At 65.2% G+C, this 26,907-nt stretch carries 22 protein-coding genes and 3 pseudogenes; 12 read left to right on the top strand and 13 right to left on the bottom strand.

The window, feature by feature from the left end; all coding sequences use genetic code 11:
- Positions 1-10: 10 nt before the first annotated feature.
- The 8 genes and pseudogenes from ACPFMJ_RS05185 to ACPFMJ_RS05150 all read right to left on the bottom strand — a co-directional run bounded on the left by ACPFMJ_RS05185 (position 11) and on the right by ACPFMJ_RS05150 (position 9,180).
- Complete coding sequence (locus ACPFMJ_RS05185; RefSeq protein WP_424362783.1) at positions 11-751, bottom strand: class I SAM-dependent methyltransferase; 741 nt, start codon at positions 749-751, stop codon at positions 11-13.
- Positions 752-1,587, bottom strand: a pseudogene (locus ACPFMJ_RS05180) (ABC transporter permease).
- Entirely contained in the window at positions 1,584-2,330 is a 747-nt protein-coding gene (locus ACPFMJ_RS05175) for an ABC transporter ATP-binding protein (protein WP_424362782.1), read from the bottom strand. Before ACPFMJ_RS05175 ends, ACPFMJ_RS05180 begins: the two are co-directional and overlap by 4 nt.
- Before the next feature lie 181 nt (positions 2,331-2,511).
- Positions 2,512-3,477, bottom strand: a pseudogene (locus ACPFMJ_RS05170) (YVTN family beta-propeller repeat protein).
- The gene (locus tag ACPFMJ_RS05165; protein ID WP_424362781.1) at positions 3,474-4,652 is read right to left on the bottom strand and encodes an ABC transporter substrate-binding protein; all 1,179 of its coding nucleotides are present in this window, start codon (positions 4,650-4,652) and stop codon (positions 3,474-3,476) included. Before ACPFMJ_RS05165 ends, ACPFMJ_RS05170 begins: the two are co-directional and overlap by 4 nt.
- A gap of 72 nt (positions 4,653-4,724) precedes the next feature.
- Positions 4,725-5,126 carry an EF-hand domain-containing protein gene (locus tag ACPFMJ_RS05160; RefSeq protein ID WP_424362780.1) on the bottom strand — a complete coding sequence of 134 codons (402 nt, stop codon included), beginning with the start codon at positions 5,124-5,126 and terminating at the stop codon, positions 4,725-4,727.
- A 114-nt stretch (positions 5,127-5,240) separates the two neighbouring features.
- A complete protein-coding gene (locus tag ACPFMJ_RS05155; RefSeq protein ID WP_424362779.1) occupies positions 5,241-7,679 on the bottom strand; it encodes a TonB-dependent receptor domain-containing protein in 2,439 nt (812 codons plus the stop codon).
- Positions 7,680-7,866: 187 nt separating this feature from the next.
- Positions 7,867-9,180: an ATP-binding protein gene (locus ACPFMJ_RS05150; protein WP_424362778.1), complete on the bottom strand. Its 1,314-nt coding sequence runs from the start codon at positions 9,178-9,180 to the stop codon at positions 7,867-7,869.
- A 120-nt stretch (positions 9,181-9,300) separates the two neighbouring features.
- On the opposite strand from ACPFMJ_RS05150, the gene ACPFMJ_RS05145 reads away from it, so the two are divergent.
- Complete coding sequence (locus tag ACPFMJ_RS05145; protein WP_424362777.1) at positions 9,301-9,921, top strand: response regulator transcription factor; 621 nt, start codon at positions 9,301-9,303, stop codon at positions 9,919-9,921.
- A 65-nt stretch (positions 9,922-9,986) separates the two neighbouring features.
- Here ACPFMJ_RS05145 and ACPFMJ_RS05140 read toward each other — a convergent pair whose 3' ends face one another.
- Together ACPFMJ_RS05140 and pqqA are read right to left on the bottom strand one after the other, a co-directional pair.
- The gene (locus ACPFMJ_RS05140; protein ID WP_424362776.1) at positions 9,987-11,021 is read right to left on the bottom strand and encodes a cytochrome-c peroxidase; all 1,035 of its coding nucleotides are present in this window, start codon (positions 11,019-11,021) and stop codon (positions 9,987-9,989) included.
- A 263-nt stretch (positions 11,022-11,284) separates the two neighbouring features.
- Positions 11,285-11,362: a pyrroloquinoline quinone precursor peptide PqqA gene (pqqA, locus tag ACPFMJ_RS05135; protein WP_154420341.1), complete on the bottom strand. Its 78-nt coding sequence runs from the start codon at positions 11,360-11,362 to the stop codon at positions 11,285-11,287.
- 325 nt (positions 11,363-11,687) lie between these two features.
- Here pqqA and ACPFMJ_RS05130 point away from each other — a divergent pair, with 325 nt between their 5' ends.
- From ACPFMJ_RS05130 to ACPFMJ_RS05100, 7 genes and pseudogenes are all read left to right on the top strand, one after another.
- Positions 11,688-12,542: a xanthine dehydrogenase gene (locus ACPFMJ_RS05130; RefSeq protein ID WP_424362775.1), complete on the top strand. Its 855-nt coding sequence runs from the start codon at positions 11,688-11,690 to the stop codon at positions 12,540-12,542.
- Between the two features lie 98 nt (positions 12,543-12,640).
- On the top strand, positions 12,641-12,847 hold the full coding sequence (locus ACPFMJ_RS05125) for a TOBE domain-containing protein (protein WP_424362774.1): 207 nt from the start codon (positions 12,641-12,643) through the stop codon (positions 12,845-12,847).
- 263 nt (positions 12,848-13,110) lie between these two features.
- Positions 13,111-14,223, top strand: a complete 1,113-nt coding sequence (locus ACPFMJ_RS05120; protein ID WP_424362772.1) for a formylmethanofuran dehydrogenase — start codon at positions 13,111-13,113, stop codon at positions 14,221-14,223.
- A pseudogene (locus ACPFMJ_RS05115) lies at positions 14,217-15,854 on the top strand (formylmethanofuran dehydrogenase subunit A). The gene ACPFMJ_RS05120 and the pseudogene ACPFMJ_RS05115 overlap by 7 nt, the downstream one beginning before the upstream one ends.
- On the top strand, positions 15,842-16,750 hold the full coding sequence (gene fhcD / locus ACPFMJ_RS05110) for a formylmethanofuran--tetrahydromethanopterin N-formyltransferase (RefSeq protein ID WP_424362771.1): 909 nt from the start codon (positions 15,842-15,844) through the stop codon (positions 16,748-16,750). The pseudogene ACPFMJ_RS05115 and the gene fhcD overlap by 13 nt, the downstream one beginning before the upstream one ends.
- A complete protein-coding gene (locus tag ACPFMJ_RS05105) occupies positions 16,747-17,556 on the top strand; it encodes a formylmethanofuran dehydrogenase subunit C (RefSeq protein WP_424362770.1) in 810 nt (269 codons plus the stop codon). Before fhcD ends, ACPFMJ_RS05105 begins: the two co-directional genes overlap by 4 nt.
- 69 nt (positions 17,557-17,625) lie before the next feature.
- On the top strand, positions 17,626-17,841 hold the full coding sequence (locus tag ACPFMJ_RS05100; RefSeq protein ID WP_424362768.1) for a hypothetical protein: 216 nt from the start codon (positions 17,626-17,628) through the stop codon (positions 17,839-17,841).
- A 35-nt stretch (positions 17,842-17,876) separates the two neighbouring features.
- On the opposite strand, the gene ACPFMJ_RS05095 is transcribed toward ACPFMJ_RS05100, so the two are convergent.
- Positions 17,877-18,278: an META domain-containing protein gene (locus tag ACPFMJ_RS05095; RefSeq protein ID WP_424362767.1), complete on the bottom strand. Its 402-nt coding sequence runs from the start codon at positions 18,276-18,278 to the stop codon at positions 17,877-17,879.
- 88 nt (positions 18,279-18,366) lie between these two features.
- Between ACPFMJ_RS05095 and putA the strand changes: the two genes are divergently transcribed.
- The 3 genes from putA (at position 18,367) to ACPFMJ_RS05080 (ending at position 22,629) form a co-directional block, all read left to right on the top strand.
- Positions 18,367-21,411, top strand: coding sequence for a bifunctional proline dehydrogenase/L-glutamate gamma-semialdehyde dehydrogenase PutA (gene putA / locus ACPFMJ_RS05090; protein ID WP_424362766.1), 3,045 nt, complete (start codon positions 18,367-18,369; stop codon positions 21,409-21,411).
- 125 nt (positions 21,412-21,536) lie between these two features.
- Positions 21,537-22,049, top strand: coding sequence for an Hsp20/alpha crystallin family protein (locus ACPFMJ_RS05085; protein WP_424362765.1), 513 nt, complete (start codon positions 21,537-21,539; stop codon positions 22,047-22,049).
- Positions 22,050-22,152: 103 nt separating this feature from the next.
- Positions 22,153-22,629: a ferritin-like domain-containing protein gene (locus tag ACPFMJ_RS05080; protein WP_424363792.1), complete on the top strand. Its 477-nt coding sequence runs from the start codon at positions 22,153-22,155 to the stop codon at positions 22,627-22,629.
- A 226-nt stretch (positions 22,630-22,855) separates the two neighbouring features.
- Here the strand turns inward: ACPFMJ_RS05080 and ACPFMJ_RS05075 are convergent, their stop codons facing one another.
- Complete coding sequence (locus ACPFMJ_RS05075) at positions 22,856-23,917, bottom strand: methyltransferase domain-containing protein (protein WP_424362764.1); 1,062 nt, start codon at positions 23,915-23,917, stop codon at positions 22,856-22,858.
- A 103-nt stretch (positions 23,918-24,020) separates the two neighbouring features.
- Positions 24,021-25,274, bottom strand: a complete 1,254-nt coding sequence (locus ACPFMJ_RS05070) for an FAD-dependent monooxygenase (RefSeq protein WP_424362763.1) — start codon at positions 25,272-25,274, stop codon at positions 24,021-24,023.
- 256 nt (positions 25,275-25,530) lie between these two features.
- On the opposite strand from ACPFMJ_RS05070, the gene ACPFMJ_RS05065 reads away from it, so the two are divergent.
- Positions 25,531-26,502, top strand: a complete 972-nt coding sequence (locus tag ACPFMJ_RS05065) for a quinone oxidoreductase family protein (RefSeq protein ID WP_424362762.1) — start codon at positions 25,531-25,533, stop codon at positions 26,500-26,502.
- Positions 26,503-26,907: the final 405 nt, after the last annotated feature.

Raw genomic sequence — 26,907 nt, 5'->3', positions numbered from 1 at the left:
CGCCGGCCCGCTACAGCCGGGCGAGGACGCGCAGGCGGACATAGTCCACCGTCCAGTTTCCTTGCTCGTCGCACAGCACTGGCCGCAAGAGATCGATTGCTTCGTCGCGGGCGGAGCGACGCTTGTCCGCCGCGAGGGTCGCGAAAACGCCTGACGCGAACACGTCCAGCCAACCGCCCATGTCCGTCGGCAAGGGGGTCGGGCGCGGTATGAGCCCAATTTCCAAGACCCTGAAGCCGAACGCTTCGAGACGCTGGCGATAATCGTCCGGGGTCGGGAAATACCAGGGCAGGACGTCCTCGGCGTTCGCGCCGTATTTTCTCACCGTCGCGAGCAAGGCGACGCTGATCGCGGCGACATTGCCATGGCCGCCGAACTCGGCCACGAAGCGGCCGCCGGGTTTGAGCGCGCCGCGCACGCCGTCGATGACGGCGTCCGCGTCACGCATCCAATGCAGAGCGGCGTTGGAAAAGACCGCGTCGAATTCCTGATCGAAGTTGAGCGCGGCGCCGTCGGAGATATGCGCGTCGAGCCCTCTGGCGCGGGCGGCCTGGACCATCTGTGGCGAAGCGTCCACGCCAACGACAGAGGCGCCGCTTTGGGCAATCTGCAACGTCAGAGCGCCGTCGCCGCAACCGAGATCGAGTATCCGCTCCCCTTCCACAGGCGCCAGCAGGTCGAGGAGCGGTGCGCCGAGCTGCGGCACGAAGGCGGCGTGACGCTGATAGCCCGCCGCGTCCCAGTCCCGCATTTATCCGCCCTTCCGCATCAGCATCCCCCGCGCCGGGTCGTATGCGATGATCGCCGCGACGAGGAATGCGGTCGTGTAGCCCGCGACAGCGAGCAGCGAGACCCATTCTACCTGCTGATAGAAGGCGAAGCGGATCAGCTCGACGGCGTGGGTGAACGGGTTCACCGAGCAGACGTAATAGAGCCACGGGCTCGACTCCTTCACGCGCCAGAGCGGATAGAGCGCGGAGGAGGCGAAGAACATCGGGAAGATGACGAAGTTCATCACGCCCGCGAAATTCTCGAGCTGCTTGATGAGCGACGAGAGCAGCATGCCGAGCGCGCCGAGCATCAGCCCGCCCAGCGCCAGCGCCGGCAGCACGGTGAGATAGCCCCATCTCGTCGGCGGCTCGATCTCCCAGAAATAAGCGATGAAGAGGAAGGCGTAGACCTGCAGGATCGACACCGCGACGCCCGCGAAGAGCTTCGCGCCGAGCAGGAACCGCGCGGGAAGGGCGATACGAGCAGGGTGCGCATGTTCCCCATCTCGCGGTCATAGACCATGGAGAGCGAGGACTGCATGCCGTTGAAGAGCTGGATCATCGCCATGAGGCCCGGCGCGATGTAGACCTCGTAGAGGATGTAGGTCTCGTAGGGCGGGATGATCGAGATGCCGAGCACCTGCCGGAAGCCCGCCGCGAAGATGAAGAGCCAGACGAGCGGCCGCACGAGCGCGGAGATGAAGCGCTCGCGCTGATGCAGAAAGCGTAGCCCCTCGCGCCAGACGACGCCCATGAGGCAGATGGCGTATTGGCGCGCCGTGAAGCCAGTTTGGGAAAGATCGTTCGTAGCGGTCATGCCGAAAGCTTCTCTCCCCCGACGCCGGTGATCTTCGAAAACGCCGCCCCGATATCCACCGCGCCGTTTTGCGTCACAATGTCCGCCGCGCGGCCCATCGCCAGCACCTTGCCGTGATGCAGGATCACCACCTGATCGTCGTCCGAAATCTCGTCGATCAAATGCGTGGTCCACAATACGCCGAGCCCCTCGTCGCGCACGAGGCCGCGCACATGGGCGAGGAGATCGGCGCGCGCCTTGATGTCGAGGCCGACGGTCGGCTCGTCGAGGAGGAGCAGCTTCGGCGCGTGCAGCAGCGCGCGGGCGATTTCGACGCGTCTCATCTGGCCGCCCGAAAGCGCGCGGGCCTTGTCGTTGGCGCGTTCCCCCAGCCCGGCGCGCGCGAGCGCTTCTAGCCCGAGGCGGCGCGCCTCCAGCGGCCCGATGCCATGCAGCGCGGCGTGATAGAGCAGGTTCTGCATCAGGCTCAATTCGAGATCGAGCGTGCGGGCCTGAAAGACGACGCCGAGCCGTCGCAGCGCCGCGCCCGGCTCACGCATGACATTCGCGCCGAAGATGTCGATCTCGCCGTTACGCGCCGCGTAAAGGCGCGTGACGAGCGAGAACAGCGTGCTCTTGCCGGCGCCGTTGAGGCCGAGCAGCACGGTGAAGCTGCCGGGCGCGACGGTTAAGGACACGTCGTCCAGCGCCTTACGCTGTCCGTAAGAGTGGGAGAGGCCGCGGATGGAGAGAGCGTCGGTCATGAGGCGACTGCTTGGTTGCAGGCCACGCCCCCTCTCCCCGCTTGCGGGGAGAGGGCTGGGGTGAGGGGCGAGCGGAATAGCGGACGCTGCGCGGGAAAAAGGCGCGTCGATGCGGCGTTGCCCGTCACCCTAACCCTCTCCCCGCTTGCACGGGGAGAGGGAATTCGGTTCGCCGCATCGTTCATTTCGGCGCCACCACGACGCCCCACGGGAAAGAACCCACGGGAATCGACTTCACAACCTTGAGATTCGCAGCGTCGATCACCGAGATATCGTTCGACACGCCATTCGCGGTCAGCAGATATTTCTCGTCGGGCGTGAAGGCGAGATGCCAGACGCGCTGACCGACGAGGAGATATTTCTCGATCTTCTTCGTCTCGGCGTCGAGACAGCGACGCGGTTCGCCGGGCCGAGCGCAACGAAGGCGCGCTTGCCGTCCTTGGTGATGGAAATGCCGATGGGCTGGATCGCCTCTTTCGACATTCCGGGAATCTCGAAGCTGATCTTCTGCTTCAATTCCTTCTTGATCGGATCGATAACCGCGACGGTGCCGCCGACTTCGGAGGACACCCAAAGCTCGGAGCCGTCCTTCTTGAATTCGGCAAAACGCGGTCGCGCATCGACGAGTATATTCGCGACGATCTGCTTGGTCTGCGTGTCGATGAAATGCGCCATGTTCGTCGTTTCCGACGTGTTGACGAGCAGTCTTTGCCGTCGGGCTCACCGCCATGCCTTCGGGCTCGACGCCGACCGGAATGTCGCCGATCTGACCTTCGCGCTTCACGTCGATCAGCGTGACGAGATTGTCGTTCTCGTTGGAGACGTAGATCGTCTTGCCGTCCGGGGAGAGCGCGAGCAACTCGGGGTCCGGGCCGGAGGGCAGCTTGCCGGTTAGCTTCAAGGTCTTGGTGTCGAGCACCTGAATGGCGTCGTCGTCGCCGGCGCAGATGTAAAGCTCGGTGCCTTCCTTGTTCAGCTCGATGCCGCGCGGGCGGCGGCCAACTTTCACCGTCGCGACAGCTTCCAGCTTGTCGGTGTCGATGACGGTGATCGAGTTGCCTTTTTCGTTGCTGATATAGGCCGTGTAGGCGCAAGCGGGGGAGGCGAGCGCCGTCGACAGCAGCAAGGTCAGAACAGACTTATTCATTTCAACCTGCACTTCGTTTCGGGCTGATCCGGACCCAGCGTGTCGAGTTCGCTCACCTGATGCAGGAAGCCTTCCTGCGGCGAGACGGAGACGGTCATGCGGCCGTCGGAGAGAAGGATGGGCTGGCGCAATTGCTGGTTCCACGGACGCAGCGTGAGGCGCACGCCCTTGAACGCGGCGATGGAGAAATCCTTGCCGAGCATGAAGTCGCGCAACTTGTCGGGCGCGTTGGAATTGGTGCGCGTCGTCGCTTCGCCGATCATGCGCATGGCGAGCCAGGCGTTGTTGTCGCGCGCATTCATCAGTCGGCGAAAGGCCGCCATGAAGCGGTTCTGCAATTGATGCGCGCCCCACTGCTCATGCGCGGGGTCCCAACTGGTGGGATAGAGTCCGGCCGAGCCGGCGACGGGGCGCGGGTCCCATGTGCGATAGGGGAGATAGCCCGCGAACACGTCGCTCTCGTCGACGGCGACGAGCGCGTCATAGGCTGGCGCATTTTGAGTCATCACGGGCATCTGCCGCTGCGTCTGCACGGAGCCGGAGTCGCTGCGCCGTCCGCTGCCTGTATCTTCATAGACGCGTTCTTCGACGATCTTGGCGCCGAACTTCTTCGCCGCGCGGCGATAGGCTTGCGCGAGCAACTCGTCTTTATCGTGCGAGCCCTTGATCAGCAGCCATTTGCGCCACTGCTTCCAGACGAGATATTGCGCAAGACCGTCGGCCAACATCGCGCGCGACGGGGCCACATGGATGACGTTGGCGCGGCAGTCTTCCTCGCGCAGCCGCTCGTCCGGCGCCGAGGCGTTGAAGAGTATCGCCCCCTTCGCCTTGGCGCGTTCGCTCGCCGCGAGCAGTCGGTCTGGCGAGAGATCGGCGATAATGAACAACGCGCCCTTTTCAACGAGCGCGTCGACGGATGCAGCGACATCCGCGCCTTCTTCAAGCTTCTCGTCGATCGCTTCGAATGACTGATTGGTGAACTTGCCGGTCGTATTGTTGTCGGCGACGCCGAGAAGCGCGCCCGCGAGCGTGTCGTCGGCGGCGGGAATGTCCAGAATGGAGAGCGTTTCGGTCGAATGCGGTTCGCGCAGCACGCCAACCTTGACGTTCAGCGCATCGGCCGCGGCCGGGGCGACGGAGAGTAATAGAAAGCAAGCGGCGGCGAGGCGTTTCATGGCCTTCTAAATGGCCGCTTTGGCGCGCGGGATCAAGTCGAGAAACCCCGCGCGCCCGATTGGACAGCCGGCTTAGCGGGTCACGCGCAGCAGCGCCTTGCCCTGCTTGGAGGCGAATTCCTTTTCGTCGAGCGTTCCGTCATTATCCGGGTCGGCTGCCTTGAAGAGGCTCTCGACGACGGCGAGGAATTCGTTCTTGTCCAGCGTGCCGTCATTGTCGGGGTCGGCGGCCTTGAACTCTTTCTTCGACAGGCGGCCCTGAAGCTCTTTGGGCTCGATCGTGCCGTCGCTGTCCTTCTCCAGTTTGGCGAAAAGCTCTTCCGCGGATTTCTTGATCTCGTTGAGATCGACAGTCGAGTCGTTGTCGGTGTCGAGGGTTGCGACGGGCGACGCTTTCTTGGCGAGCGCGGGGGAAATGGGGACAACCGCCAGCGCGGCCGCCGAAACGACGACGGCGAAAAACAACTTCTTCATGTCAGCCTCCTGAATCGGGAAGAACGCCCGAGATATATGGGCTCTCTTCCCGTATTGCCAGCGCGCGGGCCACGACAAAAAAGGCGGCCCCGGAGGGCCGCCAGTTGGTCGAGGTCAGTATGTCACCTTTATGCCGCCGAAGGCGCCGATCGGCGGGCCGAGCGAAACCATGCGCGGATTGTTGAAGGTCAGGAAGGAAATGTCGCCCGTGTCGAACCAGGAGCCGAAGCTGCGGGTGCGCGTATTGGTGACGTTTTCCAGCAGTCCATAGACCTGAATATTGGGCGTGATCTGATAGGAAGTGCGCAGGTTCAGCACGCCATAGGACGGCAAGCGGCCGCCAATGTTGATCTCATCGCCAAACAGGAAGCCGCCTGCGGCGTAGTGGAAGTCGGCGCCCACGCGCCATTGCGGCGTCACGGCGTAGTCGGCGCCCGCCTTGAAGCGATGCGGCGCGACTGAGGACAGATTGGCGCCCGGCGTCACAACGATGTAGCCCGTCCCATAGAGCTGGGCCAGCGGGTTGTCGGGAGCGCCCAACGCGAAGGTCGAACGGAAGGTGGCGTTGACCATGGTGTAATTGGCGTAAGCCTGGAGCCGCTCGTCCGTGTAGCGGAGCGATACTTCGACGCCCTCGCGCCGCGTCGAACCCGCGTTGGTGAAATAGCCGCGGCCGTTGATCGTGCTGGGAACGGCGAGGATGTCGTTGAAGCTGTTGGTTCGATAGACTCCTGCGCTCCAGGTGAGCTGGCCCGGTAGATAGCCGCCGGCGTTGGGGAAGATCGTCGGCATTTCGACATTGCCGCGCAGGCCGAACTCGGTCGTGTTGGATTCGACCTGCTTGAGCGGCGGGTCGGCCACGAGGAAGGTGTCGATGAGGCAGGGGCGGGCCGGATCGGCGCAGCCGAGCTCCAGCGGCGTCGGCGCGCGATTGGCCTCGGAGTAGCTGCCGTAGGCGAAAGTATTCGGCAGCACCTCGTAAGTGGCGCCCGCCACCGGATTGATGCGCGTATAGACATCCGCGCCATTGAGCGCCGAGCCGCGCAGATCATAGAGCGCGATGCCCGCGCGGTTGAACCGCGCGCCCGCCGTCACTTTCAGCCGGTCGGTCACGTCGAGCGTGTCGAGCGCATAGACGCCAAGATAGGTGTTGGAGGCGCGAACATTGACGCTGGCGATGCCGCTCGCCTGCTCCTCGGTGATATGGCCGATGCCGCCGACGACGAGATTGGGCTGAATGATTCCAAGTTCCTGGTTGGCCTGGAAGCCCGACCAGCCCTTGTCGATGCTGGCGCCGACGGTGATCTTGTTGTGGAAGCCGAAATAGCGGTCGTCATTCGTCACCTGAACGGTGCCGCCGACGGTGCGCGAGCGCGTCCAGGTCCGGTCAATGGCGCCGAGCGGAGCCTGACCATCGAAATAATTCGGGATCGTGGTTTCGTCGCCGTTGTCGTTCTCGCAGACGGGCTCGCCCGGCTCGCATTCGAACTCGGTCGTATTGCCGTCCACGCGCGCCTGATCGAAGGCGCGATAATGCACGTCGCCGAAGAGCTTCCAGCTCGGCGTCGGCGTATAGACGCCGTTGAGGTCGAACATGGAAAGGGTGTTCTTGAGAGTCTGCGGCGTCGTATAGACTGCGCTCTCGTCGATGGCCGCCAGGTTGACCGGCGCCGGACCGGAGGCGCCCGACTTGTTGCCCGCGAGCGTCACATTGGCGTGCACCTCGAGCCCCTCGGCGTTGCGCCAGCCTATGTCGCCGTAAAGGCGCTTGATGTTCGTGCCGGAGAATTGGCGATAGCCCTTGTCGCCCAGGGCCTCGAGGGCGAGATAGGCGGCGAAGTCGCCCTTCTGCACGCCATATTGCATGGCGCCCTGACGGCGGCTGAAGCTTCCGCCGCGCCCGTCGATCTCGAAGCCCTGATAGGTGAAGCCGTTCTTCATGTCGAGCACGACGGCGCCGCCGATGGCGTTGAGGCCGAACAGCGGATTGCCGGTGACGATGGTCGACCGGTCGATCGCGATATTGGGGATCATGTCCCAATAGACGTTGTCGCCCCAGGCCTCGTTGATGCGGATGCCGTTCTGATAGACGGCGAGGCCCTGCGGGGTGCCGGCGACCGGCGAGGCCGCGAAGCCGCGGAAATTGACCTGCGGCTGCAGGGGGTTGCCATTGACGTCGGTGACGTCGACGCCTGGTGCCTGACGCAGGAGGTTGTTGACGAGATCGAAGGCGCGGGTGTTCTGCAGCTCCTTGGCGTCGAGCGTATAGGTCGCCGAGGGCACGGCGTATTTCACGACGACAGGCGAAACGGCCGGCCCGGCCTGGGCGACGCCCGCAGCCGGCTGGGCCGGTTGGCCCGGCGACTGGCGCGAAGCGGCGCGGGGCGCGGGCGCGCGGGAGGGCGCGTTTTCCGCGGCGGGCGCCGGGCGCGAGGTCGCGCGAAGGGGCGCGCCGCCCACTTCGATCGTCGGGAGCGACTGCTGCGCGAAAGCGCCGCTGGAGATGAGCGCGGCGCCGATCGCAATAGAAGAAACGTGCTTGTCGAAGGTCATACTATGGCCTGATGAATTTGTGTCCCGTCGAGCAGCGTTATAACGTCGGCGAAGCCCGGCCGTCCTGCCCGGAAAACGCTTTCACGGCAATAATCCTCGCCTGTGGCGCCCTCGCTACACTTCTGAAAAATAACGGCTTTATGGGGACGTCGTCCTATTGGCGTCGGGAAAATCTCCCGACTTCCCTCTATACTTGGGAACTTGTCCCGAGGCGCAGCGTCGCAACGAGGCGCGTCCCGCCTTCCGGGCGGTTCGACAGGACCAGCTTTCCGCCCAGAGCGCCGACTCTTTCGGCCATGCCGCGCAGTCCGAGACCGCCATTTCGCGCCTCCGGCAGGCCCGCGCCGTCGTCATTCACCTCGATGCGCAGCGTATCGGGGTCGCGCGCTACAATGACGTCAATTCGCTCGGCGCCCGAATGCCGGAAGGCGTTGGTCAGGCCTTCCTGCGCCACGCGATAGGCCGTGAGCGCCGTCACCTCGTCCATTGCGCCGCGCGCGCCGTCCAGCGAAAGCATGATCTCCACGTCGGCTCGCGTCTCCCGCCAGCCGCGCGCCAGCGCTTCAATGGCGTCGGCGAGTCCCATTTCCTCCAGCGCGGCGGGGCGGAGGCGGCCGAGAATGCCGCGGTTCACCTGTTGGAGCGCGGCGATCTGCGCGTCGATCTTCTCGCAATCTTCCGCCAGCCGCGCCGGCTCGGCGCCGGGAGCCTTCGACTTGCGCGCCAAGGCGCCGACGCCCGCGCGCACGGTGAAGAGAAACGGGCCGATCTCGTCGTGCAGGTCGCGTGCGATATCGCGCCGCTCTTCGTCCTGCACATGGATCATGCGGCGCATGAGCTGGTGGTTCTCGTCGTCGAGCCGCTCCAGCGTCGAGGCGAGCGCGTTGATGCGTTCGCCGATGACGACGAATTCCGGCGGACCGTTGGCCGCGACGCGCACGGCGTGATCGCCCTGTTCGAGGCGGCGCAGGCCGTCCGACAAGGCGCCGATGGGGCGCAGCGTGCGCGACACCGCATATGAGACGAGCGCGAAGGCGATGACAGCGACGGCCGCCGCGCCGATGCCGAGCCAGACGATCTCCTCCCAGATTTCCGCGATTTCATCAGCCGCGCTGGCGGTGATGTCGATCGCGCCGAGGGGCGTGTCGAAGCGCGTCGGCGCCGGGGCTCGGAAAACGAGCGCGCTGAACCATTCCGGCGCGCGCTTGTCGCTGTCCTCGGCTGGCGTGGCCTTGCCCACGACGAAGACGCGCACATGGCGCAAGCGCTTCGCGTCTTCGAGCACTCCGGCGAGCTCCGCCTGCGGATTTGCGGAGGTCGCGAGCCGGGGCAGCGTGGCCTGGACGAGATCGCGCGCCAGTGACGCGGCTGCTTCCACCTCGGCGTTGACGCGCGCCCCGGCATGCAGGCTCAGCAGCGAGACGCCGAAAACCAGGCCCGCCGCGAGCACGCCGCCGAGCAGCAGCGACAGGCGCGCGCGCAGGGACAGACTTTGAAGCATGGCCGGGAATTCCTTTCGGAGAAGCGGCGACTTTGACGACGGCGCCGCTTCTGGTCAATCTATGGCGGCTGCTGATCGCTCGCATGTGACGCGAGCGGCAAGCGCGTGAACGGAGAAGAGATGCGGGTTCTGATTGTCGACGACCATCCGATCATCGTCGCCGGATGTTCAGCGATGCTGGCGGGAGAGGGCGACATCGAGGTCGCCGACGCGCGCGACGCCGAGACGGGCCTCGCCGCCTTCCTTGCTCAAAAGCCGGACGTGACCGTCGTCGACATCGCCATGCCGGGTCTCTCCGGCCTGGAGTTGACCCGGCGCATTCTCGAAAGCGATCCCGCCGCGCGCATCGTCGTCTTCAGCATGAATGACGACCCGATCTTCGCTGCGCGCGCGATCGAAGCGGGCGCGAAAGGCTATGTGACGAAGAACGACGATCCCTATCTGCTGCTGAAGGCGGTGCGCGAAGTGGCCGAGGGGGGCGTGTTTCTCATGCCGAAGATCGCCAACCAGCTCGCTTTCGAGAAAAGCGGCTCCGCGGTGAGCCCCCTCTCGGCGCTCACAGGGCGGGAGCTCGAGATTCTACGCATGCTGGGCGCGGGCCTCGGCATGGCCGAGATCGCTGAAGCCACGCAAGTCTCCTACAAGACCATCGCGAATAGCTGCTCGATCATGAAACGCAAGCTCGGCGCCCGCACGCCAATGGAGCTGATGAAGATCGCGCTGGAGCAGAAGCTGGCGTGAGGTTGCCGAGCGCAGGCCGTGTCCCTCTCCCCGCGCGCGGGGAGAGGGGGGCCCGAGCGGCCGCTCTACTTCGCCCCTGCGTCCGGATAAGGCTCCGGCGCCGAGTAATTCGCGGGCACGGCCCCCGTCAGGCTCCCAAGAAACGCGACAATATCCGCCGCATCCTTGTCGGACAGCGTCTTGCCGAGCTGAACCTTGCCCATGATCTTCACGGCCCTGGCCAGATCCTCGACCGAGCCGTCGTGGAAATAGGGCGCGGTCTTGGCGGCGTTCCGAAGGCTCGGAACCTTGAAGACGTAAAGGTCGGCGTCGTCCTTCGTGACGTCCGCGCGCCCCTTGTCGGGCGTCTTTGACCCCGTTTCCTTCCAGTAATCGCCGGTCACGCCGAATTTCTGGAAGGAATTGCCGCCGACGCCCGCGCCGTTATGGCAGGTGGCGCAGCCCGTATCGATGAACTTGCTCAAGCCCGCCGCCTCCTGCGGCGAGAGGGCGTTGGCGTCGCCGGAAAGGAAGGCGTCGAATTTCGAGGGAGTCAGCAACGTCCATTCAAATGCCGCGACGGCGGTTCCCCAGTTCTTGGGATTGATGGGATCCTTGTCGTCGGGAAACGCCTTGGCGAAGGCTCCCGCATAGGCGGGAATCGCCTTGAGCTTGCCCATGGCGCTCGCCTGATCGGGATTGCCGAAGCTCGCGGGGCCGAGGAGGGATTTTTCGGCCTGTTCCTCCAGCGATTCGCGATCGCCGCGCCAATGCTGCTTGAAATTGAGGGCGGCGTTGAAAATCGAGGGCGCGTTGCGCGGGTTCTCCTTGCCGAACACGCCGATTGCCTTGGGCAGGCCGTCGCTCGCCTGCTTATCCGGGAGGTGGCAGTGCGAGCAGCTCACATTGCCGTCCATCGAGACGCGATTCTCGAAAAACAGCCGGCGGCCGAGCTCGGCGCGCACGGCTTGCAGCGAATCCTTCGCAAGAGGCGTTGGCGCCAGCGGCTGAAACGATTGCTGCGCGGCGTCGAGCAGCTTCTTGGCGTCGATCGGCTCCGCACGTGCGGAGTTCGAGAGAATCGCGGCCGTCAGCGAAACGAGGAGTGTCGGAAAGCGCATCGTCGCCCCTGTATGAGGGAGCCGTCATCGCAAGGAACGCTGCGGCGAAACAAGGCTGAGGGGCGACGCCGCTCTGGATTGCTTCGCATCGCCGACGCCGGGCATGCCCGACGACGGAAGCAGGCTCGCAATGACGGGGAGCCCAGAATTAGGCAAAAAAAATCGAGCCAAGTAAGAAACGCCAGCATCTCGCGGCGCCAATCCTACTGGCTCGATTTTTTGCTGAGCAATCCGCCGACGGGCGGCGGAACTCGTGCGAAATCTTAGATTTCAGCCGACGAGTAGGCGGTGACTTCCATGCCCACGCAAACTTCGACGATCACAGGGGTGGTCCAAGCCATTGTCATTTCCTCCGTTTGGAACTTCGGCGGCTGTGTCCTGCTCTTGTTTCCCGGCTTCTTGGGCCGGGCGATGGGGGCAGGTTCAAGCTCGGCGAGACCATTATCATGATCGGCAGGGGCGTGCAATTGGCCCCACCGCCCCTCTTTCGGGGGGAAAGCGGAGCGGCGCCCGTCGCGCGGGCGTCGGCTTCCCGACAAGACGAACATGCGCGTGGCACGCTGGGCGCGTCGACAATCCGCTGTGTTCAATCATTTCCAGCATCGCGGGCTCTGGTTCGGAATTTGCTTTATATAGCGCGTGACGACATGGAAAGGCAGCCATCCTATGAGCCGCGCGCGCCAGCAAAGGGCGGCCACCGCCCTGATCCTTGGGACAAATGAGATCGCCTCGGCCGCCGCCCTTGCGCTTCACGCCGACGGCTACGCCTGCCTGCTCTCCCACGACCCGTTCCCGCCGGTGATCCGGCGTGGAATGGCTTTCCATGATTCGCTGTTCGGCGAGACGATCGTGCTGGCGGGCGTGGCTGGCAGAAGGGTCGAGACCGGCGCGGAAATCGCCCGCGCGCTCGACTCCGCGCGAGAGATCGGCGTGACGCCCCTGTCCCTCAGCGAGCTGATTCCACTCCGCATGCCCGACGTCCTCGTGGACGCCCGCATGCAAAAATACCAAGTGACCCCCGACTGGCGGCGCATTGCACGGGTGACCGTCGGCCTCGGTCCCAACTTTGCCGTCGGACGGAATTGCGACATAGCCGTCGAGACACGCCCGTCGGATGTCGCGCGCATCGTCGAGCGCGGCGAGACGGAGGCTGGCGACAGGACGCCCCGGCCACTCGGCGGCGTGGGCGCCGAGCGCTTCGTCTATGCGGACCGCGACGGCCCCTGGCATACGGCCCTGGACATCGGCGCGCGGGTCTATCGCGGCGTGGTGATCGGCCGGCTCGGCGGGGCGGTGATCGCTTCGCCGATCGACGGCGTGTTGCGCGGAATCGCGCGAGACGGCTCCACGGCCTTCGCCGGCGCCAAGCTCATAGAGATCGACCCGCGCGGGCGGGAGGCCTGCTGGACGGGAGTGGACGAACGCGGGGCGCAGATCGCCCGGGCCGTCGTCGAGGCCGTTCGCCTGAAACAGGCAGAGCTCAACGTGCGGTTGGAGGAGAGAGGAGCGGCGGCGATTTGAATGCGGGCGCCTGAAATTTGGGCTTGCCGCGGCTGCGCTCGGAGCTGAGCTTACATAGCGCTTTGAGTGTCGAAGCGCTCAGATCGGAGGAGAAAGACATGAAAATATCCGCCCGCAACGCCTTCGACGGCGTCGTGAAGGAAGTAAAGAAGGGAACGACGACAGCGCACGTTCTCATCGACGTGAACGGACTGACCGTGACCGCCTCAATCACGAACGAGTCCGTCGACGATCTCGGGTTGGCGGTTGGCTCCAAAGTAAAGGCCATCGTCAAATCTTCCGACGTCATCGTCGCCGTCGACTGAGCGGCGAAGCCTCGACCCGCAGCAATCGTCGCCGCCCGAATCCTGCACGCCCCCGTGGATGCGACGCGCAGGCGTCTCGACATGGGGCGTGACGGCTGCTAGGCATAGCGCGCCTTCCGGCGAAGAGGCCGGAAGCGCGTCAAGCAAAAACCCTAGAGTTTTCCTTCGGCTGAGACCATTAAGAGGGCGACTCTGGCCCGCGCGGATTCTTATGGCGCGCGGCAATCAACCACCGCCAACAAGCGGGACGGGGCAGGAAGCGGATGAGCAAGGCTTCGCTCGACGGCAAAGCGATTGCGCTCGAAGACGCCTATAAGCAGGCGGCGAGCATTTTGAGCGGCGCCAAATTTCCTCTCGTCGCGGGGCTGGGCGCCGACGTTCCCGGCGCCCGAGCGGCGATTCTTCTGGCTGAGCGTCTGCGCGGCGCTTTCGACCATCTCGCCTCGCGCGATCTGCTGGTCGATCTCGACGTGAAGCGCTCCTTCGGCATGTTCACCACGACCGCCAACGAGGCGCGCGTGCGCGCCGACGTGGTGATTCTCGTCGGCCCGGGCCTGACCAAGCAGTGGCCTGGCATGCTGGAGCGCCTTGCGCTCGGCGAGGCTCCGCGTCACGGCGCGCATGCCGGCCAGCCGCGAAAGGTGATCTGGGTCGGGCCCGACGCCAGCGAGGCGAAAGCCGTCCCGGGCGCGACGGTGATCCCGGCGACCTTGCAGGAAATCCCCGGCGTTCTCGCCGTGTGGCGCGCCCGCGTCGGCGGCCGCCGCGTGAATCCGGCCAAGATCGACGCGGCCAAGCTCCAGCTCGTCGACGGCGTCGCCGAGACGCTGAAAAACGCCAAGTTCGGCTGCTTCATCTGGGCTGCTTCGGTCGGCCTCGACGCGCTGACCGTCGAGATGATGCAGGCGCTTGTCACCGAGCTCAATGTCACGACGCGGTTCACCGGCATCCACATCGGCGGCCGCGCGGGCGCTTCGGGCGTGACGCAGGTGGCCGGCTGGATGACGGGCTTCCCGCCGCGCACGGGCTTTGGCCGCGGCTATCCCGAGCACGATCCCTGGCGCTTCGAAGCGAACCGCCTCGTCGACAGCGGCGAGGCCGACGCGGCGCTTTGGATATCGGCCTTCGACGGAGAGGCGCCGTCCTGGTCGCGCGGCGACATTCCGCTCATCACGCTGGCCCCGGCCGGCGCCGCGCCTGCGCGTGGTCTTTACATCGAAGTCGGCCAGCCCGGCGTCACCCATGACGCCGTGCTCATGGCCCAGGAGACGGGCGGCATGACGCTGCGTACGGCTGCGACGCCGTCCGACGCGCCGACCGTCGCGGAAGTCATAGACGCCATCATGGCGCATGTTTCGGAGGTCGCGCCTTGCTGACAGTTTTGCGTGGCGGCCATGTCGTCGATCCGGCGACGGGCAAGGACAGCGTTGGCGACGTCTGGTTCCAGGACGGCCGCATCGTCGCGCCGCCGGCCGGCGGCCGCAAGGCCGATCAGGAGATCGACTGCTCCGGCCATGTCGTCATGGCGGGCGCGATCGACATCCATTCGCACATCGCCGGCGGCAATGTGAACACGGCGCGCCTGCTGCTGCCCGAGCTGCATCGCGCGCATTCGCGCGCGCCTCGCCAATACGCCGCTCTCGACGGCCAAATGGTCGACCTACGAGACGGGGCGTCTCTATGCGCAGATGGGCTTCACGACGGTCGTCGAACCGGCGATGGCGCCCCATCACTCGCTTCAGACGCATTACGAACTCAACGACGTGCCGATCATCGACAAGGGCGCGCTGACGGTACTCGGCAATGACGACTTCCTGCTGCGCCAGATCCGCGCGGGCGAGTCGGAAAGCGCGATCAACGATTATGTCGCGCAGACCGTGAGCGGCACGCGTTCGCTCGGCCTGAAGTGCATCAATCCGGGCGGCTGCGAGGCCTTCAAGGAGAACATGCGCGCCTTCGGGCTCGACGACGAGGTGCCTTTCTACGGCCTCACCTCGCGCCAGATATTCCAGACGCTGCAAAAGGCGACGCAGGCGGTGGGCATCCACCATCCGCTGCATTTGCACATGAACAATCTCGGCATCGCCGGCAACATTCAGACCGCGCTCGACACAATCGACGCGGCGCAGGGCCTGCCGATGCATCTCGCGCATGTGCAGTTCTACGCCTATGGCAAGGACGGCCAGCACGCCTTCTCCTCAGCCGCCGCGGCTTTCGCGGATAAGATCAACGCCAACCCCAACATCACGGTCGACGTCGGGCAGGTGATGTTCTCGCAGACCGTGACGATCTCCTCCGACGTGCTGAAGCAGTTCAACAGCATGCCGGGCGGCAGCCCGAAGAAGGGCGCGATCTTCGACGGCGACGCCAATGGCGGCGGCATCGTGCCTTACGCCTACAAGATCTCGAACTACTACAACGCCGTGCAGTGGGCGGCGGGGCTCGAATTGTTCCTGCTCATCGACGATCCGAGCAGGTCTATTTCACCACCGACCACCCGAATGGCGGCCCCTTTACCGCCTATCCGGAGCTTTTCGCGCTGTTGATGAGCGCCGAGTTGCGCGACGAGATGTGTTCGCGCCTGCCGGCCGAGGCGTTGGAGCACACCACGCTGAAATCTATCCGGCGCGAATATAATTATTACGAGATCGCGCAGATGAGCCGCTCCGGCGCCGCGAAGCTCTTCGGCTTTACGGACCGCGGCACGCTGGAGCCGGGCGCCATCGCCGACATCGCGGTCTACAAGAAGAATCGCGATGTCGCCGGCATGTTCCGCAAGGCGGCTTACGTCTACAAGGACGGCGATCTCGTGGTGAAGGACGGCGAGGTGTCGCATTACAAGCGCGGGAAGACGCTGCATATCAGCCCGCGCTTCGACACCAACATCAACAAGCGTCTCGACGCTTATTACGAGGAGCTTTACGGCCTGCCGCGCGGCATCTTCGATGTGCCCGACGCCGCTCTGCCGAACAAGGACGCCTTTGCGGAGGTTGCATGCAAGGAATAATTCGCAACGGCGTGCGCATCGACGAGAGTTTCGCCGAAGCGTTCCCCATGGCCGCGACGGGGCTGATCGTCACCGCGCCGACGCGCAAATGGGCCAATCAGGCCGCCGCGACGGCGACTGGCTACGCCACCTCGGTTATCGGCTGCGACTGCGAGGCGGGCGTCGACCGTGAGCTTTCGGAAGACGAGACGCCCGACGGCCGTCCCGGCGTGCGCATGCTGTTCTTCGCCTTCTCGGCGAAGGGCGCGGAAAAGGCGCTCGTCAACCGCGTCGGCCAGTGCATCCTCACCTGCCCCGGCACCGCGCTCTATTCGGCTTTCGACGGCGATCTGAAGATCAAGGTCGGCGACTCGATGCGCCAGTTCGGCGACAAGTGGCAGATGTCGAAGGCGATCGATGGCCGCCGCTTCTGGCGCGTGCCGGTCATGGACGGCGAATTCTTCGTCGAAAGCCAGGTCGGCGTGCTCAAGAAATGCGTTGGCGGCGGCAATCTGCTGGTCATGGGCTCCGATTGGGAGTCCACCATGCGCGCCACCGAGGCCGGCGTCGAGGCGATCAACGCCGTGCCGGACGCCATCATGCCGTTCCCGGGCGGCATCGTCCGGTCGGGCTCCAAGGTCGGCTCGCAGTACAAGGGCATGAGCGCCTCGACCAACGACGCCTATTGCCCGACGCTGAAGGGCGTCACCAAGACCGCGCTGGAGGACGATATCGGCTGCACGCTGGAGATCGTCATTGACGGCCTCACCGACGAGGCGGTGCGCGTCGCCATGCGGGCGGGCCTCAAGGCCATCATCGACATGGGCCCGGAGAAGGGCGCAAAGCGCGTCGGCGCCGGCAATTACGGCGGCAAGCTCGGCCCGTTCCACTATCATCTGAAGGATTTGCTGCCGTGAGTTCCTTCACCTTCACGCTCCGCCAGGAACCGCCGCAGCGCGTCGACCTCTCGGCGCTCACGCCCGACCGGCTCGCCGGCAAGTCTGTCGCCGATATCGAGAAGATCGAGATCGGCACGACCCGCGCTTCGACCAGGGTCGGCGACGTGTTCAAGATCGCGTCCGGCGACCTCAAGACGCTCCGCTACGAAGGCGGCTCCTCGCGCTTCGACCTCGTCGGCGCGAAGCTTCTTCCCGAGTTCTCGATCCATGTCGAAGGCGATGTCGGCCTGCAGGTCGGCCGCCTCGCCAAGGGCGGCAGTATCACCGTCTCCGGCAACGCCGGCGCCTATGCGGCGTCCGGCAATGAAGGCGCGCATATCGAGATCAAGGGCGATGTGGGCGACTTCCTCGCCGCGCCGCTCGCGGGCGAGCTTGCCGGCATGTCCGGCGGCCGCGTCGTCGTGCGCGGCAAGGCCGGCGCGCGGGCGGGTGATCGGCTGCGCCGCGGCATTCTGATCATCGAGGGCGACGCCGGCGAAGATCTGGGCTCGCGCATCATCGCCGGGACGATCATTGTCCTGGGCGAGACCGCCGGCCGCGTCGGCTATCTCAACAAGCGCGGCTCTCTGGTTCTGGCCAAGCGCAAGGATTTTGGCCCGACCTATATGGATTGCGGCCCGCATATCCTTGCTTTCGCGGGCTTTTTCGCGCGCGGCCTGAAATCGGACAGCCCCGCCGCCTCCGCCCTTCTTTCGGGCCGGCTGCAGCGCTTTGGCGGCGATACGGCGGTCTATGGCAAAGGCGAGATATTGACGCCCGCCTGACCGGCATTACCCTTGCTTCATATCAAGCGCCGCCGGACTCCGGCGGCGTTTACGCAAGGGGTGTCTGCCATGATTTTCGTGGAATTGATCCTCACGGTCTGCACGCTTTCCCAGCCGGCGGCCTGCGACGAGCGCAAGCTCATGCTCGAATCCGCCACCGGCTCGACCCGGAACTGCATGATGCAGGCCATGCCGTATATCGCCCAATGGTCGGGCGATCATCCGAATGTGCAAGTCACGCGCTGGCGCTGCGTGACGCCGGGCGGCGAGGGGAGCAGGATCTAGGTTCGGTCGGCTCTCGCTCCTCCCCGGCGGAGCCCCTACATCCTCGTGAGCGTCAGCAGCGCTTTTCCTTTTCCCGTCAGGATTTGTAAGCGCCCCATGGCGTCGCGGCGCGCCGTGCGGGCTTCCTTGAGCGCAGCAAGAAATTTGCGTTCCTGATCCGCCAGGGCGGGCGGGCAGGCGCGGTAGGTCGTCGCCAACGGCCCGAAGCGCAACGTTGCGCCGTCGAGGATCGCCTTGCCGAAATAGCGGTTGCAGCCGGTCGAACCGGAGACCTTTCCGTCCGCGTCGATGCGTAGCGTCGTCTGCGCATTGTCGATCACGCCGCGCCCGCCAATGTCCTCGACCAGCCAGGTTGCGCCGACCCATCCGACCCCTTGCGCGAAGGCCGGCGAAAGAAGCGCCGGAACCAGGATCGCCGCGAGAGCCAAGCTTTTCATTCACGCCTCCTGCGCCGCGCGTCTCTTTGCGGACCCCGCATGCGCGCCCATATTGCATATGGGGACTTGAACGAGGCGCTGCGACGCCATGCAGAAGACACCGCCGCCTTTCGCCGCGCCTTACGCGCCGCCGGACGAGGGGTTTGCCGCCGCCTTTCTGGGCGAACGCCCCGACCCCGCCATGCGCGCGGAAATCGACGCCAAGGCCCGCGCCCTCATTCGCGGCATGCGGGCGCAGCACAGCGCGCTCGGCGGGGTGGAGGATTTCCTACACGAGTTTTCGCTATCGTCGCGCGAAGGCCTCGCCGTCATGGCGCTCGCCGAGTCGCTGCTGCGCGTGCCCGACGACGCGACGGCCGATCAACTTATCGCCGACAAGCTCGCCGCCGGCGACTTCTCCCATCACGAATCCGCCTCGGATACGCTGCTCGTGCAAGCCTGCGCCTTCGCGCTCGGCTTCTCGGCGCGGCTCGTCGGGCAGGGGGAGCCGCGCGGCGTCGTCGCCGACCTTGCGCGCCGCCTCGGCCTGCCGACATTGCGCATCGCCGCTCGCCAGGCGATGCGGCTCATGGGCGCGCATTTCGTGTTTGGCGAGACGATAGACGACGCGCTCGCCCGCGCGAAAGGCGCAAGCGAGCGTTCCTCCTTCGATATGCTCGGCGAGGGCGCGCGCAGCGCGGCGGACGCGGCCCGTTACTTTGAGGCTTACGCGAACGCCATCCGCGCCATCGGCAAGGAAGCGGGAAGCGCGCAGCTCCCGGACCGCCCCGGTATTTCGGTGAAGCTGTCCGCCCTGCATCCGCGCTATGAAGCGATCTCGCGCGAGCGCGTCCTGCATGAGTTGCCGCCACGCGTGCTGGATCTCGCGCGGCTCGCGAAAGCGCGCGACCTCGCCTTCACGATAGACGCGGAGGAAGCGGATCGGCTGGAACTCTCGCTCGACGTGATCGCGCGCGTCGTCGCGGATCCGTCGCTGGCGGGTTGGGACGGCTTCGGGCTTGCGGTGCAGGCCTATCAGAAGCGCGCGGGCGCCGTGATCGATTATGCCGCCGCGCTGGCCGAGGCGCATGATCGCCGCTTCATGTTGCGGCTCGTGAAGGGCGCCTATTGGGATAGCGAAATCAAGCGCGCGCAGGAGCGAGGGCTCGCCGACTATCCGGTCTTCACCCGCAAGGCGATGACCGATCTCAATTACGACGCCTGCGCCGCGCAGCTCCTCGCGCAGCCGCGGATCTATCCGCAATTCGCCACGCATAACGCCCGTAGCGTTGCGGAAATTCTCATGCGCGCGGGCAAGCGCGAGGACTTTGAATTCCAGCGCCTGCATGGCATGGGCGAGGCGTTATATGCTGCGCTCGCCGATATGAGCGACGCCCGCGTACGCGTTTACGCTCCGGTCGGGCCGCATCGCGATCTGCTGGCATATCTCGTGCGGAGACTCATCGAGAACGGCGCCAATTCTTCTTTTGTGGCGCGGGCGGCAGATCCGCAGACGCCGGAAGAAGCGCTTGTCGCCGATCCGCACGAGGCTGTGCGCAACGGCGCGCGTCACCCGCGCTTGCCTTTGCCTGGGCAAATCTACGAGCCGCTGCGCGCGAACTCGCAAGGCGTGGAGTTTGGAGACAGGCGCGCGCTCGCGGCGCTGCTCGATGTCATGCGGCGCGCTGACGAGCCGCCCGAAGCGCGCCCGAGCGCATTGTCGAAAAGCGCCGCTCGTGATGTCGTTTCGCCAATCGACGGATCGAGCGTCGGCCGCGTTATTGACGCAGACGCGGACAGCGCCCGCGCGATGATGACGAACGCGTCGACGGCTTTTCCGCGATGGAACGCGGCGCCAGTCGAAAGGCGCGCGCAAATTCTCGAGCGCGCCGCCGATCTTCTCGAAACGCGTCGCGGCCCGTTCATGGCGCTGCTGCAATGCGAGGGCGGCAAGACGCTCGATGACGCGCTCTCCGAGCTGCGCGAGGCGGCCGATATGTGCCGCTATTACGCAGGGCAGGCGCGGTCGATCTGTTGCGAACACAGGCTCCCCGGCCCGACGGGCGAAGACAATCGCCTGCGCTACGAGGGGCGCGGCGTCTTCGTCTGCATCTCGCCCTGGAATTTTCCGCTTGCGATCTTCCTCGGACAAGTCGCCGCCGCTCTTGTCGCCGGCAACGCCGTCGTCGCGAAACCGGCAGAACAGACGCCGCTCATCGCCGCGAAGGCGGTCGCGCTTCTGCATGAAGCCGGCGTCCCGCGCGAGGCGCTGCAACTGGCGCCGGGCGCGGGTGAGGTCGGCGCGGTGCTCGTGGAAGATATGCGCACGGCGGGCGTCGTCTTCACCGGGTCGGTTGAAGTCGCGCAGAGCATAAACAGAACGCTCGCCCTGCGCTCGGGCGCGATTGTCCCCCTCATCGCGGAGACCGGTGGGATCAACGCGATGATCGTCGACTCGACCGCCCTGATCGAACAGGTTGTCGACGACGTTCTCGCCTCGGCCTTCCGGTCTGCGGGACAGCGCTGTTCCGCTCTGCGGCTTTTGTGTTTGCAGGAGGACATCGCGGCCGGCGCCATCGAAACGCTGATCGGCGCCACCAGGGAATTGCACATCGGCGATCCGCGCGAACTCGGCGTTCATATCGGCCCGGTCATCGACGCCGAGGCAAAGAAAAGGCTGGTCGATTACCTTTCGAACCAAAAGGCGGCGGGGCGCGTGCTTTACGCGGGCGATGCGCCCGAGAACGGAACCTATGTCGCCCCCTGCATCGTGCGGGTCGATCACGCCTCCGACGTTCGCGAAGAGGTTTTCGGCCCGGTGCTGCATGTCGCAACCTGGCGCGCAGGCGCGTTCGACGCCGTCTTGAGCGAGATTGAGGCGAGCGGCTTCGGCCTCACCTTCGGATTGCAGACACGGATTGAAGAGCGCATCCGCCATGTCGCCGCGCGCGCGCCGGCCGGCAACGTCTATGTCAATCGCAACATGATCGGCGCAGTCGTCGGGAGCCAGCCTTTTGGCGGCTTCGGCCTCAGCGGTACGGGGCCGAAAGCGGGCGGGCCGGACTATCTTCGCCGCTTCCTGCGCGAGACGACCGTCACCGTCAACACGGCGTCGTTCGGCGGCGACGCCGCGCTCCTCTCGCTTGGCGAATAGGCGCGACATTTCGCGCGAATGGCTTCGCTTGAATCGGGCGGGGGCGGAAGCGACTTTTTGCTCGGGGCTGACATTACGAATGTCGATCAGGTCGCGTAATTGCGATCCCCCTTACGGAGGCGGACATGGCCCAAGAGCAGACACCCGTGAAAAAAGATGGCGGCGGCGCGCTGGTACCTCCCGATCTTTGGGATTGGCGGCCTTTCGAGGCGCTGCGCCGTCAGCTCGACCGTTTCTTTGACGAAGCGCCATTGCAGAAGCGGTCGGGCGAAATGGAGCCCTTCGAGCGCTTCATGGGATGGCAAGGAACGCCGCCCGTCGATTTCGTCGAGCGCGACGGCGAATATGAAGTGACCGCCGAACTTCCCGGTCTCGACCAAAAGGATGTGGAAGTGAAGGTCGCCAATGGCGCTCTCATCCTTCACGGCGAGAAGAAGATGGAGCGCGAGGAAAACAAGGAAGGCATGTTCTTCTCGGAGCGCCGCTACGGCTCGTTCAAGCGCAGCTTCCGGTTGCCCGAGAATGTGGATGTCGACAAGATCGCCGCGAATTTCGAGAAAGGCGTGCTCAAGGTGACGCTGCCGAAGTCGGCGCAGACGAAGACGGAAGAGAAGAAGATCGACATCGCCGTCAAATGAGGCGCCGCCAAGAAAGGCGAGGCGCACAGCATATGGACTTTGAGCAATGAAGGCGGCGCGCGACAATCGCGCGCCGAATTTTTTGCCGCAAGGGGTTCAGGACATGAAGGTGGAGGACTTCCTCGCCCACGCCATCCAGCTCGAATCCGAAGCCGCCACGCGTTTCGGCCAACTTGCCGACGCGATGGCGACCAACGGCAATGAGCAGGTGAGCAAGCTCTTCCGCCGCCTGTCCGACTATTCGCGCCTGCATCTCTCGGACGCCAAGGCGCGCTCGGGCTTTCGCGAACTGCCCGAACTCCGGCGCGACGAATTTGTGTGGCCGGATCTGGAGAGCCCCGAAAGCGCGGCGATCTGGGGCGCCGATCCCTTCATCGGCCGCGAGGAGGCGCTGAACATCGCGCTGCAGGCCGAACTCGCCGGCCTCGACTATTATCAGTCCGTCCACGACACGACGGACGACCCCGAGACGAAGATTCTGGCGAAAGAATTCGTCGAGGAAGAGCGCGACCACGTCTCCGAGTTGCGCAAATGGATCGCAGCGCATACGGCCGGCGACAAGCTGCCCAGCGAGCCGTAATCAACGCAGCATGTGGCGCAACGCCTCGTATAGGCTGACGTCGATGGCGATGAGCATGGTCCCGATCAACGCCGCCTGCGCGACATATCTGTAGCTTTTCCGCGCCTGCATTTTTCGCTCCCGCGAATGATGCGAGAGGTAGAGGGCGGAGGAAGCGCGGCAAGTATGCCGCGCCGTCGGCGCGCAAGAAATGCTCAAAGCGAGCGGCCGTCCCAGCCTTCCACGCTTACAGCGTGGCTTCGAGAACCATGTTCGTCGGCGTGACGCTCGCGCGGCGGACGTTGGGGAAACCCGCCTCGTTGAGCACTTCCGTCAGCGTCTTCTGCCCGGCCTGCGCGCCGAGCCCGCGTCCGATTTCCTGCGCGAGCGACGCGGGCGTGCAGACGATCGTCGAGAAGCCGTAGAAGATCTGGCCCAGCGGATGCAGGTTCTCCCGCATGTGGTCTCCGGCCAGCGGCTCGACGAGCATGAATGTTCCGTCGGGTTTCAGGGTCTCCCGAATGTGCCGGGCCGCGCCGACGGGATCGCCCATGTCATGCAGCGCGTCGAAAATGCAGGCCAGGTCGTATTCCGTTCCGGGGAAGTCCTTCGCCTCGGCGACATGGAACTCGATATTCGATACGCCCGCCTCGGCGGCCTTGCGGCGCGCAGTCTGAATGGACGGCTCGTGAAAATCGAAGCCGACGATGCGCGAATTCGGGAACGCCTGTGCGAGCAGTATCGTCGATGAGCCATGGCCGCAGGCGATGTCCGCCACCTTGGCGCCCGCCTTTAACTTCGCCTCGACGCCACTGAGCGCGGGTATCCAGCGTTCGAGCAGATTGGCCATGTAACCGGGACGGAAGAAGCGGTCCGTCCCGCAGAAACAGCCGGAGGCATGTTCGCCCCACGGCCGGCCGCGGCCGGATTTGAAGGTCTCGACCGCCTTTTCATGCGTCTCGAATTGCGAGACGACGGTCTGGAAGAAGCCCTGCATGCAGGCGGGTTGTCCTTCCCGCGTGAAGATGTGAGCCTGTTCGGGCGTGAGCGAGAATGTCTCTGTCTCGGGCTCGAAAGTCACGTAACCCGCAGCGGCGTTCGACCCCAGCCATTCATGTAGATACTTGGCATTGAGTCCGGTCTTCTGCGAAAGCTGAGCGACGGTCGCCGGGCCCATCTCGTCCAGCGCGCGATAAACGCCGGCCTGATCGCCGATATAGGCCATCAGAACGCCCATCGCCCCGGCGACGTCCACCACCACCTTGCCGGTAAGCGCCTCTAGTTTCTTCTCGTCGAGAGATTCGGACATCTTTGTTCTCCTGCCTCGCACGCGAATAGCCAGCTCGGCCAGCTTGCTTCGACGTCATGATCGCAGACGCAGGCGTCGACGCGGGAGCTGGGCGAAAGGCGCCTCAGCCCGCCCGCGCCTCTCTGACCGGCTTGCGCATCATACGCGGCAGAACGAGATGCGGCAGCACGCCCTCGCGGATCACGGCTCTCCGCAGCGGGCCGAGCGCCGCGACGGCGATGAAGCTCGCGCCGCGGAAGAGGTCCACCGGCAGATAGGGGATGATCAGCGAGCGGTTGAGCACGTCGACGCCATGGGTGCGGAAGCCGATGTCGGCGCGACGATGGCGGTCGTAGCGGTTCAGCGCGCGCTCGAGCTCGCGCGGATTGCGCAGATCGACGCTCGCCAGGCAGTCTTCGAGATCGGCGACGTCGCGCAGGCTGAGATTGAGGCCCTGCGCGCCGATCGGCGGGAAGACGTGGCAGGTTTCGCCGACGAGCGCGAGACGGCCCTTGGCGTGCTTCGACACCTGCATGCCGCCCATGCGGAACTGGCCGATGTCGCTCTCGATCTTCATCGTGCCGAATTCGGACTTGGCGTAGTCCTCGATCTCATATTCCAGCTCCTCGCGCGGCTTGGCGAGCCGGCGGCGGGCGTCGTCCACGGTCATCAGCCAGACGAGGCTGGAGCGATGCGGCGCGTCCTCGCGCGGGGGCAGGGGCACGAGCGTGAACGGACCGGAGCGTGTATGCCACTCGGTCGACATGTTGTCGTGCGGGAATTCGTGGCGCAGCATCATGGTCAGCGCCACTTGCGGATAGGTCCATTCCTTCACGTCGATGCCCGCGACGGCGCGCGCGCGGCTGTTGCGGCCGTCGGCGGCGACGATGAAATCCGCCTCGACGCGGCGCCCGTCGGCGAGGATGGCCGCAGCGCCGGCGCCGTTCAGTTCGTAATCGACAATGTCGGCCTCGATCAGCGTGATCTCCGGCTTGCCGCGCACGAGATCGAGGAGCACGCCGACGAGTTCGTCATTGGAGATGTTCACGCCGAGCGCCGGCAGATCGACCTCGCTGGCGCGCAGGCTGAGTTCCGGCACGGGGAAGAGCTGATCCGTGTCGTCGATCATGCGGATCGCCTCGACAGGGCAGGCCAGCTCCTTCACGCGCTCCAACGCGCCAAGCGCGTCGAGAAAGCGGACGGACGCCTCGAAGAGCGCGACCGTCCGGCCAGGCAGAGGCGGCGGAATGCGGCCGACCAGCGCCGTCTTCAGGCCGGACCGGGCGAATGCGAGCGCTGCGGCGAGGCCGGTCGAGCCGGCGCCGGCGATGAGAATGTCGAACTTCGTCGCGCCGCCCGGCGCGGATTGCTCGGTCATAATGGGACTCCTGATCTTGGCGACGTTATAGCGGCCCGCGCTTCACAGTGCGAGAGTCGACGCAGCGCAAATTGACGCGCGTCCGGATCGAAGCCCCAGGGCGGCGCTTGCGCGCGCTTCCAGCCATTCTTGGGCGAAGCGCTGTTCGTGGGCGCGGCGCTGTCATGCAGACGCCCGTTTGGGAGGTTACGCGCTGGTCTCGCGCCATGATAAGCAGGCGGGCAAATCGTTTTGCGGCGGCGAGTGGAGGTTTCAGATGGTCAAGGCGATCCGCGTGCACCGGCCGGGCGGCCCCGAGGCTCTGCAGCTCGAGGAGGTCGATCTTGCGGCGCCGGGGCCGGGCGAGGTGCAGATCCGCCATCGCGCGATCGGGGTGAACTTCATCGATATCTACCGCCGCACTGGCGCCTATCCGGCCGAATATCCCTTCATTCCCGGCCACGAGGGCTCGGGACAGATCGTCGCCGTTGGCGAGGGCGTGAAGGATTTCGAGGAGGGGGACCGCGTCGCCTATGTCGGGGCGCTGGGCGGATACAGCGAAGCCCGCAACATCGCCGCCGATTCGGTCATCCACCTGCCGAAGTCCATAAGCTACGAGCAGGGCGCGGTCATGATGCTCAAAGGCCTCACCGCGCAATATCTCCTGCGCCGCACCTTCCGGGTGAAGAAGGGGCATCGCGTCCTCGTCCACGCCGGGGCGGGAGGCGTCGGCCAGCTTCTCTGCGAATGGGCGTCCGCGCTCGGGGCCAAGGTCATCGCCACCGTGGGATCGCCGGAAAAGGCCGCGATCGCCGAAAAGGCGGGCGCGCAGCACACGATCCTCTACCGCACGGAGAATTTCGCCGAGCGGGTCAAGGAGATCACGAAGGGGCGGCTCTGCGACGTGGTTTACGACGGCGTCGGGCGCGCGACCTTCCCGGCCTCGCTGGACTGCCTGGCGCCGCTCGGCATGTTCGTGAGCTTCGGCTCCGCCTCCGGCCCGATCGAAGCCTTCGACCTCGGTCTTCTGGCGCAGAAGGGGTCGCTCTACGCGACCCGGCCCTCGCTATTCACCTATATCGCCAAGCGGAAGGACTATGAGGATATGGCCGAGGACATGCTCCACGCCATCAAGCGGGGACATCTGACCATCGAACCGCCCCAGGCGTTTCCGCTTTCGGACGCCGCCAAGGTCCACGCCGCGCTCGAATCACGGCAGACGGCGGGGGCCATGGTCCTGATCCCCTGATTTGGCGGGTTGGAGGCGGGACCGGCGCCTTGCGCTTTCACAATTGTCACGTGTGTTGCCCCCGCGCCACGAGGCGAGCGAAGGAGGACGGGGCCTCGCCGACAACTTGATGAATTTGAAAGCTTCACGCCTCCGGCCTCGCGTTGCCGGAGTCGCCTGCGAGCGTCGTTTGACCCGCGTCAAACGCGTATTTTCGCCCAGAGATGGCGCTTGCGGCGAAAAAGGCGCGAGCAATTTTCCCAAAATGGTCTATCCTTCAACTCGTTCCGGCTTTGAGGTTCCTCCCGCCTCTCGATTAGCCCGAACTGCCTTGAAGACCCGGCCGCGGAGCCGGGTTTTTTTCTGCGGCGCAGGCTGCCGCGTCCCTTTGATGTTGCAATCCGTGACAAAGAGTCCCATCCTCTA

This window comes from Methylocystis parvus (assembly GCF_049675845.1).
GTDB classification, from domain to species: Bacteria; Pseudomonadota; Alphaproteobacteria; order Rhizobiales; family Beijerinckiaceae; genus Methylocystis; species Methylocystis parvus_A.
This window is presented reverse-complemented; position numbering and strand designations above follow the sequence as displayed.